We start from the raw sequence: 12,436 nt of genomic DNA, 5'->3' as shown, positions 1-12,436 counted from the left end.
GAGCGCGCTGCCCGCGCGGCTCACGGCGGGGCAGCGGCGGACGCGACAGCGTCGCGCAGGGCGCGGAACATCTCGGCGAGCTTCTGCGGCTGGTAGCTGGCGTTGAGGCCGCTCGGGTTCGGCAGCACCCAGAGCCTGGTCGCGCCGAGCGCCTCGGGCTGCGGGCCGGGCGCGGCCTGGGGCCGCCCGAAGGCGCTCCGGTACGCGCCGATCCCGAGCACGGCGAGGAAGCGGGGGCGGTACTGCCGCACCTTGGCCGCGAGCCTCACCCCGCCCGCGGCGAGCTCCTCGGGCGACAGCTCGTCGGCCGACGCGGTCGCCCGCTCGACGACGTTGGTGATCCCGTAACCGAGCTTCAGCAGCTCGCGCTCCTCGGACGGCGAGAGCACGCGATCGGTGAAGCCGCCCGCGTGCAGCGCCGGCCAGAACCGGTTGCCGGGGCGGGCGAAGTTGTGCCCGACGGCGGCCGTGTAGAGGCCCGGGTTGATGCCGCAGAAGAGGACGCGGAGATCGGGCGCGATGACGTCGGGCACCGTCTTGCCGGCGGCGGCGAGGAGCTCTTCTTTCGTGGGTCGGCGTGGGCGGGGTCGGCGAGCGGTGGGCACGGGCGTTCCGGGCGGGCGCGGCGCGCCGCGGGCCGCAGCTTATGACGGCGCCGCGGAGAGAGCGCGCTGGTGTCGCGCGGTCGAGGTGGATCGGCCCTGGACGGGGGCGGTACAGCGGATACCGTCGTGCTTTCCCCGATGCTGGCGCGCGCGATCGGTCTGCTCACGGCTCTCGTCGCGTCCGGCTGCGCGCGCGGGCCCGAGGCGAGCCTGGCGAGCGGCGCGGCCGGGCCAGCCGGGCGCGCGCCTGTGTCAGGCGTGTCGGGGGCGGCGGGCGCGTGGGGCGCGATGGGCGCAGGCGACGCGGTCGGCGCTCTCCCGGCGGGGGCTCGCTACCTCCAGGAGATCGCGGACGGGGTGTTCCGCGTGACGCACGACGGGCCGGACGCGGCCGTCGCGGATCGGGTCGTCGCGGGCGGGGCGCGGCTCGAGCTCGGCGCGGGCGGGCGCGTCGTCGCGGCGGCGTGGGAGGCCGCGCTGTGGGCGGCGGGCGAGCCCATCGTCGGATCGCTCGCGATCGCGCCCCACCTCGGCGGGGGCTTCCTGCACTGGAGCCGGGGCAGGGCGTTCCGGTCGCGCGGCTTCACGGGGCCGCTCGAGGAGGTGGCGCTCGGCGGGGGCGCGGGCGCCGTGCGGGGCGCGCGGAACGGGCTCCACGGCGTCGTGGTCTTCACGGAGCAGGGGCCGCGGGTGGTCCTGCCGGGCGAGGATCGCGGCCGGGCGCTCGAGGCGCCGGCCATCCACGATCTCGCGGCGCTGGACGCGGCGCGCGCGGTGCGCCTCGACGTGTTCGGCCGCGCCGCCACGACGGCGGACGGCGGCCGCACGTGGATCGACGCCGGTCGGCGGCTCGGGGTCGCCTCGCTCGGCCTCGGCGTCGCGCCGGGCGCGCTGTGGCTCGAGACGGCGCTCGGGCGCGCTGCCGTCCTGCCGGACGGCGCGCTCCGCCGGCCCGACGGCGATCTCCGCGCGATCGCGTCGTGGTCGGGCGGATCGTTCCAGCTCCGCTTCGCGGGCGCCGGGGCCGGCGGGCGCGAGGATCTCGCGGAGCGCGAGCTCGCGCCTGTCGCCGCGGCGGTCGCCGCGGGCGCGCTCCTTCCGGACGGGACCGCGCTCGGGGTGATCGACGGCGGCGTCGCGAGGATCGACGCGCGGACGGGCGCGACGCGCGAGCGGCTCGCCGGCTGGTTCCCGGACGGGCTGGGGTGCGCGCCGATGCGCGCGGACGACGGGCTGCTCTTCCTGTGCGCGTGGGACGAGTACGAGCGCCACGGCAGCTACGTCCTGCGCTCGGAGCGCGGCGAGCCGCCGCGCGTGGAGCGCGCCTTCAGCGACGAGGGGTTCTTCGCGGCGGACGACGGCGGCGCGCTCGCCTTCGTCGGCGGGTGCGGGGCGTCTCAGCGGTTCGTCAGCGACGAGGAGCGCGAGCGCCGGTACGGCGACGTCGTGGTCCACCCGAGGATCTGCGTGCGGCGCGGTCCGGGCGCGTGGGTCGAGCACGCGATCGAGGTCGGCGAGGGGCAGGCGCTCGTCGGCTGGGCGCCGCGCCGGGACGGGAGCGCGGTCGCGCTGGTGCGCGGCGAGCGCGACGCGCTGCCGGCGCCCGTCGGCGCGCCGCGCGCCCGCGACGAGGGGGGCGCGCGGGTGGTGCGGCTGGAGGGGGAGCTCCCCGGCTGGCACTGGACGCCGCCGCCGCGCGACGCGTCGCGGGTGCTCGTCGACAGGCGCTTCCGCGCGCGCGAGGACGGCGGGGTCGACGCGTGGCTGTCGTCGGTCGAGTGGTCCGATCCGGTCGGGAAGGCGAGCGTGGGGGTGACGATCGCGCGGGGCGGGGAGGTCGTGGCGCACGCGCTGCCGCCGGAGGCGGCGGGGATGGTGGTGACCGGCGATCACGGCGTGCTCGTCACGCGCGGCGCGGAGCTCCACGAGACGCGCGATCACGGCCGGACGTGGCGCGCCCTCGGGCGCTCGCCGGTGCCGCCGTCGTCGTTCCAGGGCGCGTGCTCCGCGCTCGGCTGCGCGCTGTCCGGCGTGGTGCGGCTCGGCTGGGGCGCGGGCGATCTGTCGCCGGCCGCCGCCGCCGGGCCCGCGCCGGCCGCGGGCGCGGGCGCGGCGGCGACGGCCCGCGCCGGCGATCCGCAGGAGCCGCCGGGCGGGCTGCCGGCGCTGTCGTGCGCGCCGGTCGGGCTGCCGGCGGCGCTCCCGGGCGCCGGGCCCGCGGCCGGCGCGGAGCGGTGGACGGTGCCGACGCCGTATGGAGAGGCGCTCGAGATCGTCGCGGACGCGGCGGAGCCAGGGCGCGACCGGCAGCCGCCCGAGGCGGCGATGCGGCCCGACGGCGAGGCGGCGGAGCAGGGCGACGCGGCGGCGGAGCAGGGCGACGCGGCGGCGGGGCAGGGCGACGCGGCGCCGGGGAAAGGCGGCCCGAGGGCGGCGCCGATCCGGACGCACAGCGCGCTGTTTCGCCCGCCGTTCGATCTGCGCGGCGAGGTGCTGCGGCTGAACGCGACCGATCTCGCGCTGAGCCTCCGGCGCGGCGCGCAGCGCGCCGGCGCGGTGCCGCTGCTCGCCGCGCGCGGCGAGGTCGCGCTGCTCGTCGTCGCAGAGGCGGGCGAGCTGCTCCTCGGCCCCGACGGCGCGCGGGTGCTCCCGGCGTTCGAGCCGCGCCGAGGTCAGCTCGACGGCGCGCTGGGCCAGGCCCCTGGCCTGCTGCTCGGTCCTGGCCGCGCGCTCGTCCTCGGCGAGCTCCGGCGCCGCGCGGCCGTCGAGGAGCACACGCCGGAGCCCCGGCAGCCCGCGCGCGCCGTGGCGCTCGACCGCGAGGAGCTGCGCGGCAGGCCGATCGTGCTCGCCCGGCGCGACGACGGCGAGACCGGCGTGCTGGTGCTCGACGGCGTCGCCCCGGAGACCGCCGGCGTGGCGGCGCTCGACCCCGCGGCGGGGACGGCCGGCGAGGTGGCGGCGCTCGCGCCCTGGTCGACGCTGACCGCCGCGAGCGACGCGCGCTGCCGCGCGATGGCGGGCGCGTGGCGCGCGCTCGTGACGCTCGATCCGGAGGGCGCCCTGCGCCTGGACCGGCGGGCGCTGCCCGCCGTCTCGCTCGGAGATCGCGGCATCGCGCAGGTGCGCTGGGGGCGGGAGCGCGTCTGCCTCGAGGCGCTGCACGTCGCGGTCGCCGACGCGCGCCGGCGCGGGGAGGCCGCCGTGGGCGCGGCGCTGATCGCGCGGTGGACGGCGCCGCGCGGGCAGGGGACCGGGGGCGGAGAGGGCGCGCTGCGGACCCAAGAGATGACGCAGCGGCTGACGTGCCTCGTGGGCCGTCGGTCAGCGGACGAGTGAGGGGGACCTCTCGATGCCCGCCGGCACGCGCCCGAGCCGCCGCTCGGGCGGCGCAGAACGGGTACACTCGCGCCTCCCGAGGCTCGCCATGATCACCCCGAACCCGCTCGCCAGGAACGAGAAGCACCGGCGTTGAGCGCCCCCTCGCGATCGCTCTGCCGCGCGCTCGGCCCGCTCGCCCTCCTCGCCGCGCCGGCGCTCGCGGCCTGCGGGGCGGCCGAGCCGACGCCGGCGCGGCCCGGCGCGCCCGATCCGCCCCGGCGCGCGCTCGCCGCCGCCCCGCCCGTCGCGCTCGGCCCTGCCCGGTACGTCGCGCAGCCGGCGCCGGGCCTCGTCGAGCGCGTGGTCGAGCGCGGCCAGGAGGTCGACCGGGCGGTCGTCAACGGCCGGCGCGCCGAGCTGCACGGCGTCGCGCGGATCGTGCCTCTCGGCGCCGACAGCCCGGAGCTCGCCGGCGGCGCTGCGTTCCCCGCCTGGGCTCAGGCCAGCGCGCCGCCCGGGCCGCGCTACGCGTTCTGGAGCAGCAAGGAGATCTACACGGCGGCCAGCTTCTCGGGGGAGCTCCGCGCGCTCGCCCCCCTGCCCGGCGACGTGGCCGGCGTGTTCCCGTGGCTCGACGGCATCGGCCTGATCACGTCCGCCGGGGCCTTCGCCGTCGACGGCGCGCGCGGCGCGCTGCGGCCGCTCGGCCTCCCGTCCCTCGTCGCGGCCGCGGCGGCCAGCGAGCGCCGCGCGCTCGGCCTCACCGTCTTCGGGCGCGCGCTCCTCACGCTCGACGCGGGGGCCTCGTACCGCGACGTCACCGCGGCGCTCGGCGACGCGGTCTCGGTCGACGTCCGCGGCGAGGAGATCGTCGCCTCGCTGGCCGACGGCCTCGAGCGCGCCGTCGACGCGGGCGGCCGTGTCGGCGAGCTCCGCGCGCCGCGCGCGCAGCCCCCGGCCGACGTCGAGGGCGCGTGGCCCGACCGCGCGCCCTTCGCGCTGCTCGCGGCCGCCGTCGACGCCGGCCTGCCGCTCGCCGACGGCGGCGCCGCGGTCGCCGCGGAGGGCCTCGTCGGCCGCGTCGACCTCGCGACCGGGCGCGCCTCGTCCGGCGCGCCGTTGCCGCCTGGCAGCGGCGCGTGCGCGCCGTTCCGCGCGAGCGACGCGCTGCTCGCCGTCTGCGCCGGCCCGGATCGCGCGAGCGTGGTGGACATCTCCGGCGACGCCCGCGCGCCGCGCGCGCTCCGGATCGAGCGCGCGTTCGAGCTGCGGCCCGGGGCGGAGCCGGAGGCCGATCGCTTCGTGGGCGTCGACGGCGAGTCGCTCGGCTACGTCGGGCCGTGCGAGGGGCTGCCGCGGCCGCGGATCGACCTCCGGGCGATCTCGCGCGCGGCGCTCGCCGGCGGCTCGACGCAGCCGGGCGCGGTGTTCTGCGTGCGCCGCGGGCCGGGCGCCTGGGTCGAGCACCGCCTCGACCCCGCGGACGCGACCGACGTGCTCGCCTGGATCCCGCGCCGGGGCGGGGGCGCGGTCGCCCTCGTCGCGCGCAACGGCGCGTTCCTGCGGGACGCCGAGCGCGTCGAGGTGCGCGGCGCGCTGCGCGTCGTGCGGCTCGCGCGGGGCGAGCCCCCGCTCTCCTTGCCCCAGGGGCCCCGGTACGGCGAGCGGCCGGCGCTGCTCTCCCGCGCGCTCGCCGTGCTCGCGGACGACACCGTCGAGGGCTGGCTCCCGGTGCAGGACCACGCGGCGCGCCTCGCGCCGGTCGCCATCGACGCGGCCGGCCGGGTGCGCCGCCGCCCGCTCCCGGCGCGCGTGGCCGCGCTCGAGGCGTCCGGGCCCTTCGCCCTCGTCGAGACGGAGGACGGCCGCCTCTTCGAGACGATCGACAGCGGGGCGCGGTGGGCGCCCGTCGCGTCGCCGCCGGGCGGCGCGGCCGCGCACGTCGAGAGGTGCTCCGCGGTGGGCTGCCGCGTCGGTCCGTTCCTCCGGATCGGGTGGGCGTCGGTCCTGCGCGCCGGCGCGGCGTCCCCGGCCGACGCGCCCGCGGCGGAGCCCGCCCCCGGCCGCGCGCCGCGCGATCGCGACGGGCCGGCGCGGCCGGCGCGGCTGGAGCCGGTCGTGCGCCTCGACTGCAGCTTCGCGGGGCCGCTCGCCGCCGCGCGCGTCCCGGAGTCGCGCGGGTTCGGCGCCGTCGCCGCGCCGCCCCTGCGCGGCGCGAGCCCGCTGCGGCTCGGCGCCCTCGGGGTGCTGACGCTGCCGTCGGTCGGCGGCGCGCTGCCGGCGCCCTTCGCCGACGCGGAGCTCGCCTGGATCGCCCCGCTCGACCTGCGCGCGGAGATCCGCCGCGCCGCCGTGCCGCTCACGAGCGCCAGCCTGGCGCAGCTCGAGTTCCGCCCGTACGAGGCGTCGGTCGGGCTCCTGATCGATCGCGACGGGCGCGTGTCCCCGGTCGCGGCCGGCGCGCGGGAGGCGTGCCTCGCCGGCGTGCTGGACGCCGCGCTCGTGACGCGGCCGATCGGCGGCTGCGTTCCGTATCGCTCCGTCGGCGTCGACCTGGGCGACCGCGCGGTGTTCGTGAGCCCCCGGCACGACGGCCTCGCGGTGAGCGCGGTCGACTTTCGCGGGGGGGCGCGGCGCGCGTCGCCGGCGGGCGCGCCGCGCGGGGGCGGCGCGCCCGCGATCCGGGAGCTCCACGTGCAGCGCGCCGCGCGCGCGTCGTCGGCCAGCGCGCAGCAGGCGCGCTTCGCGTTCGGCGCGGGGGCGCGCGACGGCGCGGCCGTCGTCGTGGCGGTCTCCGGGTCCGGCGGCGCGGTGCTCTCGCCGGTGGATCCGGAGCTCGGCACCCTGGGCCCGGAGGAAGCGCTCGCGCCGCTCGGCGAGCTCGCCGCGGGCAGCGCGCCGTCGTGCGCGCCCCGCCGCGGGGAGGCGCGGGTGGTCCTGCCGTTCGACGCGGAGATCGGCCTCGTGCCCGGCGCGCTGCCGGGGGTCACCGAGGCCGCGACGGGGGGCGTCGCGGTGATCCGGTGGTCGCGCGACCGCGCGTGCCTCGACGCCGTGGAGCTCAACGTGCGGGACGAGCGCCACGAGATCGAGCCCGGTTATTACGAGGTCACCGGCACCGTGAAGAAGGTCGTTGTGCGCTTCGCGGGGCCGCCGCCCGCGGCGCCCCCCGGAGCGCGCGCGCGGGCTGCCGCCGGCGGGCCGAGCGCCGCGCTGGCGCGGAGCGACCCGCCGCAGGGGGCCGGTGGAGGCACGCTCGTGCTCGTCCTGCAGGGCCAGGAGGCGCGGCAGCCGGTGCGGTGCAAGGCGGTCGTGCGCTGAGGCGGTTCACCGGGGGCGCGCGGCGGTGTACTTTTCGACCGTCCCCCATGCGCAGCGTGAGCTCATCCGGAGGGCGCGCCGCCGCCGCCGCGATGTCCTCCCGCCCGGCCGCCCTCCTCGCGCTCGCCCTCGCCGCCGCGTGCAGCGCCGCGCCGGAGCGCGCGCCGCGGCCCGCCCCGCCCCCCGCCGCCGCGCCCGCCGACCCGCCGCCGCTCGCTCCGGCGCGCTACGTCCTCACCGAGGGCACCGGCGCCCTCTTCGACGCCGCCGATCCCGGCGACGGCGCTCCCTCGCCCCCCCCGGAGCCGGCGCTCTACGAGGGGATCCGCGTGCGCCTCGACGGCGGCGTCGTGCTCGCCGCCGCGCCCGCGTCCGAGCTGCTCCGCGGGTTCCGGTCGATCCCGGCGCGCCTCGGGGGAGGGTTCGTCCTGTGGTCCGAGGCGCGCACCTACCGCGCCGACGAATTCCTCGGTGATCTCGCGCCCATAGCCGACATCGGCGCGCCCGGCGGCGCGCGGCCGTACCTCGGCGCGATCCTCCTGCGCACCGACCGCGGGCTCGTCGAAATCGACCCGGCCACGCTCTCCCTTCGCCGCTTCGGCGCCGCGGGCATCGTCGACGCCGCGGCCGTCGACGCCCGCCGCGCCGCGCGCCTCGACCTGCTCGGCCGCGCCTCGGTCACGCTCGACGGGGGCGCCACCTGGACCGACGTCCTCGAGGAGCGCGGGCTCGCCACGACGCTCCTCGAGGAGCGCGGCGCCGCTGTCGCGCTCCTCGGACCGGCGGGCGTCCCCGCGCTCCACCTGACGGCCGCGGGCCTCGCGCCCGCGGCGCCGGCGCCCCCGCGCCCCCGGTCGAGCCCCGCGCTCCACCTCCCGCCGGCGACGGACCCGCTGCGCGACGCCCCGTCGAGCCGCGCGCTCGCCCCGGACGTCGTCGCGCTGGCCGCGGCGACCGGCGCGCTCCTCCCCGGCGGCAGGCTGCTCGTCGCGCGCGACGGCGGCCTCTCCGTCCTCGCCGCGGCGACCGCCCGGCCGATCGCCGGGGCGGAGATCGCGGGCCTCGACCCGCGCTACGCGCGCTGCCAGCCGTTCCGGGCGGGCGAGGACGTCCTGCTCGCGTGCGCGCACGAGGCCGCCCACGTGCTGCGCTTCGAGGCGGCGCTCTCCGCGCCGCGGCTGGAGGCGACGTTTCCGCCCCGCGACCGCGACCCCGATCCGCTCGCGACCTCGCGGGGCGCGTTCCTCGGCGACGACCGCGGCCGCCTCGCCTTCGCCGGCCGGTGCGGCAGCGCGCCGCCGGGGCTGCACGACTTTCCGGAGCTCCCGGACGACGACGTGCCGCGAGGCGAGCGGTGGCCCTGGCCTTCCGCGCCGCTGCCGCTGCCAGGTTCGTCCCGCTCCGGCGCGGCGCGCGGCGAGCCCGCGGAGGACCACGTCGCGCGCGTGTGCGTGCGCGCCGGCGGCGGCCGCTGGGTCGAGCGGCGCGTCGAGGGCGAGGACGCCCGCGGCCTCTACCGCTGGATCCCCGGCGAGCGCGGGACCGTCACCGCGCTCGTGCTGGAGGTGCCGCGCGGGCCAGCGGCGCTGTCGCGCGATGCACAGGGCGGGGCGCCGCCGGCGCGGCCTCCCGGAGCGCGCGTGCGCGACCGCGTCCCTGCAGGAGCTCCCGAGGGCGTCCGCGTGATCCGCGTGCGCGAGCGCGACCCGGCGCTCGCGGGCGGCGTCTTCCCCGCGCCCGCCGATGCCGCCGCGTCGCCGCGCCTCGTCGACGCCGATTTCTGGGAGGACGACGACGGCGCCGTGCGCGGCTGGCTCCACCTGGCCGACGCCGCCTCGCCGGCCGACGCCGCCCCGCCCGCCGGCGACGCGCTGCCCGACGCGGAGGCGCCGGCGCTCCCCCCGCGCCTGCTCTCGCGCCGCCTCGGCGGCCGCATCGCCGGCCTGCGCATCGACGCCCGCGGCGGCGTCACGGTCTTTCCCCTCCCGGCCGCCGTCGCGCACGTCGTCGTCGGCGGGCGGTTCGCGCTCGCCGCCACCGCCGACGAGCCGCCGGCCTTCTTCGAGTCGACCGACGGCGGCCGGTCGTGGCGCCCCGTCCAGGGCCCGCCGGCGCGCCAGATCGAGCCGCCGTTCGACGAGGGCACCCCCTTCGCCTGCTCGCCGATCGGCTGCGCCATGGGCGACAACGGCCTCGTCCGCCTCGGCTGGGGCGGCCCTCCGCCGCCGCCGCGCGGCGCGCCGCCGCCCTACGCCCCGGCCGCCGGCCCCGCGCTCCGCGCCGCATCTCCGCCGCTCGTCTCCTGCCGCCTCGACGACGACGCCGCGTCTCTCCCGTCCCCATCGTCGCTCCCGGTGCCCCGGCGCGCGCCCGCGGCGCCCGGCGGTCCCGCGGCGCCCCGGCCCCCCGGCGCCGCGCCCCCGGTCGTCTCGTTGTGGACCGCCCCGTCCTCGCCGCTGGGCGCGCTCCGCGACGGCGTCTTCACCGCGAGCGTGATCCCGCCGTTCGCGGCCGCCGCCCCGCGCCGCCTGTCGCTCCGCGCCGGCTCGCTCGCCGCGGCGTCCGGCGATGCCGTCCCCGTGCTGCTCGCGCCCGGCGCGCAGGCGCCCGTGGATCTGCTGCTGCTCTTCCGCAACAGCAACGGCGCGGCGCCCGCCCGCGCGCGGGCGGGCGCCGCGCGGCCGGCGCTGCTGCCGTTCGACCACGCTGGCACGATCGCCGCCGCGGCCGAGCTGCCGGGAGGCGACCTGCTCGCCTTCGACGCCGCGAAGCGGAGCCTCCTCCTCGCCACGCCGCAGGCCACGCTCACGATCGCCGGGTTCGCCCCGGTCCCCGACGTGGCGGGCGTCCGGCTCACCCTCGGCCGTCGGCTCGACGCGCCCGGCTTCGCCCTCGTCGGCTACGCCTTGGCCTCCGGGGACGTGTTCGCCGGGCCCCTCGACGTCGCCCGCGGTCAGGTCGGCCCGCTCGAGCCGCTCGGCTCCCTCGCGTCCCTCCGCGAGATCGGCGCCGGCGACTGCGGCGGCGCGCGGCCGTCGCACCGGTTCGTCGCCGAGCTGCCCGCCGCGCTGCGGGTGGCCTCGAGGAGCGGGGCCCCGCTGTTCGACGAGGGCGTTCCCGCGGTGGCGCTGCTCGCCGGCGACCGCGGCGCGCTCTGCGTCGAGGCGATCGAGGTGCGCGCTTCGACGAGGGGCTCGCCGGATCTCGTCGCGGTCTTCGGCCCCGGCGGGGGCGCCGCGCTCCGCGGCGCGGGCGCGCGGCTCCGCTGCGAGATCGTGCCGGGCCGGCCCTGACCCGGCGCATCCTGGCCGGCCCTGACCCCGGCGCATCCCCGGGAACTCCGCGCCGGCGGGGGTCTCGTGCTAGGGTCGCCCCCATGCCCGCCCTTCGATCCTTGGCCCTGCCGATCGCGGCGGCCGCGTCGATGCTCGGCCTGCTGTTCGCGTGCTCCGAGCGGCCCACCAACTTCCCTGACCGCGACAGCGTGATCGCTGCCCAGGCCGAGTGGTGCGCCGCCCTCGCCAGGCTCCAGCGCGCCGGCGCCAACTGGGAGCACATGAACGCGTGCAAGGCCGCCTACCCGACCTCCTCGCCCACCTACCTCCGCGCGATGACGAGCTGCTTCTCGCGCCGCATGGAGGCCGCCACCGAGAGCTCGCCGGACCGGAGCCAGATCATCCTGGAGTGCAACGACGAGGTGGCCGTCAACATCAACCCGGACGATCCGGCGGCGAAGCCCGTCATCGATTCCCGCTGCGCGCGCATGGTCCGCTGCGAGCGCATCTCCGTCGAGACCTGCAAGGCGGGGTTCAGCAAGCTCGAGTCGGCCCAGCGCGCGATGTTCACCACGATCTACAACGCCGCCGGCCGCTACGAGATCATCGACTGCTTCGAGAACGCGAGCTGCACGGACAACGAGGAGGCTGGCCGCCAGGCCTGTTACAAGCCCACCTCCGACGCGCTGCTCTGGTTCCCCGACTGAGCCTCCCCGCCGCGGGGCCCCGGCGCGCCGCCAGCGCCGCCGCCCAGCACCCCGCCTCCGCGCCGCCGTCCCGCGCCCTCCGGCGCGCCGCCGGCGCGCGCGTACGTGCCTCGTTTCCACGAAATCCCTGGTAGCGTGCTCCGCATGCGAACCGCCCGACCTCGAACCGGTCCCCTGTCCCAGCTCGGCGCGCGGCGTCAGCGCGCCGCGCGATCTCACGCTCGTCCCGCCCACGCCGGCCCCGGCGCGGCGCGCCGCCTCGACGGCGGCCGCCGGCTCCTGCTCGCGCGCGTCGTCGCCGCCGCGCTCGCCCTGCTCGGGGCATGGCTGCCCGCGACCGCGGCGCACGCGGCCGGCACCGTCACCATCGCCGATCGCTCCCCCAAGGAGGACGGCGGCCGCTGGAAGCTCAAGATGACGATCAACTACGGAGGGACGCCGCACCTCGGGCACATCCCGATGCTGTTCTCGTTCACGCGGACGATGCACTACGAGCGCGCGCTCACCGACCAGTCGCCCGACAAGCCGATCCTGAACAAGATCCCGCTGCAGAACCAGCAGTCGATCAACGAGAGCATGGATGTCGGCTTCTCCGACGGCAGCGGCAAGGTCTTCTCGATCACGAAGTTCGACTTCTTCCTCCGGCGCGATCGCGGCTTCGAGGCCGGCGAGTACGATCTCGTGATCAAGCGCGCGAGCGACGGCGTGCAGATGGGGCAGAAGCAGAAGATCACCCTCCAGGGCGAGAACGAGGTCATGGATCGCCGCGCGATCGTCTTCACCGGCGAGAAGAAGAAGAAGGACACCTCGGCGGAGAAGGCCGACGCCGAGAAGAGCGATGAGCCCGCCAAGGAGGAGGAGACGGCGAGCGAGCCTGCGTCCGACGCCGCCGAGGCCGACGCGCCCTCCGGCGACGTCCCGCCCGACGAGGCGCCGCCCCCGGTGGAGCCGAAGCAGGGCGGCTGCGGCTGCCGGCTCGCGCCCGACGAGGCCGCGACGCCCCTCGCGCTGCCGCTCGTCGCCCTGGGCGCCGCGGCCGCGTTCGCCCGAAGGCGCCGCGCTCGCCGCGGCTAGCCGCGCGCCGCGCCTCGCGCCGCGTGCGCGCCGATCGTCCTCGCCCGCGCCAGCAGCCTGGGCGGACTGGCCTGCGGCGCGGCGCCCTCTGTGCTGGACGTTGCGCGGGCCTCGCTTCGATGGCGCGCGCGCC

6 protein-coding genes are annotated in these 12,436 nt (G+C 79.4%); 5 read left to right on the top strand and 1 reads right to left on the bottom strand.

Features of this window, described 5'->3' with window-relative positions; all coding sequences use genetic code 11:
* Positions 1-20 precede the first annotated feature (20 nt).
* A complete protein-coding gene (gene mug / locus WME76_RS23815) occupies positions 21-533 on the bottom strand; it encodes a G/U mismatch-specific DNA glycosylase (protein ID WP_437962151.1) in 513 nt (170 codons plus the stop codon).
* A gap of 198 nt (positions 534-731) precedes the next feature.
* On the opposite strand from mug, the gene WME76_RS23810 reads away from it, so the two are divergent.
* From WME76_RS23810 to WME76_RS23790, 5 genes are all read left to right on the top strand, one after another.
* Positions 732-3,944: a hypothetical protein gene (locus tag WME76_RS23810; RefSeq protein WP_437954577.1), complete on the top strand. Its 3,213-nt coding sequence runs from the start codon at positions 732-734 to the stop codon at positions 3,942-3,944.
* Between the two features lie 132 nt (positions 3,945-4,076).
* Positions 4,077-7,247 (top strand): hypothetical protein, encoded by a 3,171-nt coding sequence (locus WME76_RS23805; RefSeq protein ID WP_437954576.1) that lies wholly within the window; start codon positions 4,077-4,079, stop codon positions 7,245-7,247.
* 56 nt (positions 7,248-7,303) lie between these two features.
* Positions 7,304-10,540, top strand: a complete 3,237-nt coding sequence (locus WME76_RS23800) for a hypothetical protein (protein ID WP_437954575.1) — start codon at positions 7,304-7,306, stop codon at positions 10,538-10,540.
* A gap of 83 nt (positions 10,541-10,623) precedes the next feature.
* A complete protein-coding gene (locus WME76_RS23795) occupies positions 10,624-11,229 on the top strand; it encodes a hypothetical protein (RefSeq protein ID WP_437954574.1) in 606 nt (201 codons plus the stop codon).
* A 144-nt stretch (positions 11,230-11,373) separates the two neighbouring features.
* Complete coding sequence (locus WME76_RS23790; RefSeq protein WP_437954573.1) at positions 11,374-12,303, top strand: MYXO-CTERM sorting domain-containing protein; 930 nt, start codon at positions 11,374-11,376, stop codon at positions 12,301-12,303.
* Positions 12,304-12,436 lie beyond the last annotated feature (133 nt).

The sequence above is a fragment of the Sorangium sp. So ce119 genome (assembly GCF_051524405.1).
GTDB lineage: Bacteria > Myxococcota_A > Polyangia > Polyangiales > Polyangiaceae > Sorangium > Sorangium cellulosum_G.
This window is presented reverse-complemented; position numbering and strand designations above follow the sequence as displayed.

Bases quoted from the DNA above. Each gene is read 5' to 3' on its own strand.
- WME76_RS23795 (WP_437954574.1), top strand. From the start codon at position 10,624: ATGCCCGCCCTTCGATCCTTGGCCCTGCCGATCGCGGCGGCCGCGTCG.
- WME76_RS23790 (WP_437954573.1), top strand. From the start codon at position 11,374: ATGCGAACCGCCCGACCTCGAACCGGTCCCCTGTCCCAGCTCGGCGCG.